The sequence below is a fragment of the Klenkia sp. AC732 genome, from assembly GCF_979256525.1.
Genome location: NZ_CEEDOS010000119.1, coordinates 1 through 268 on the forward strand (window position 1 = coordinate 1; position 268 = coordinate 268).

At 57.5% G+C, this 268-nt stretch carries 1 protein-coding gene; it reads left to right on the forward strand.

Annotated features, from left to right (window positions below):
• Positions 1–268, forward strand: a 268-nt coding sequence (locus tag AC0IVP_RS21925) for a hypothetical protein (protein ID WP_471759280.1), incomplete at both ends; no start/stop codon positions are given.

Sequence of the window (268 nt, forward strand, 5' to 3'; positions counted from 1 at the left end):
GTCCAAGGTGACCAATGACGAAAGAACCTTTGTAACCACCTTGGTTGCTGGTACGCAACAAGAGCAACTTGACGCACTAAGGTCCAGTGACGGAATTGACGGCGTGGCCGTGCTGCGGCAGGGGCCCGTTCGGCCCGAGGGTGAGCCTCAGCTAGACAAAGAAGGCTATGCCTTGCTGATCGTCGACTGTCGTGTCATGTCACAGACGTTAGGGGAGGAAGAGGCGCGATGCGAGTCCGGACTGAGCCTTTTCTCATCGGACGCGTTC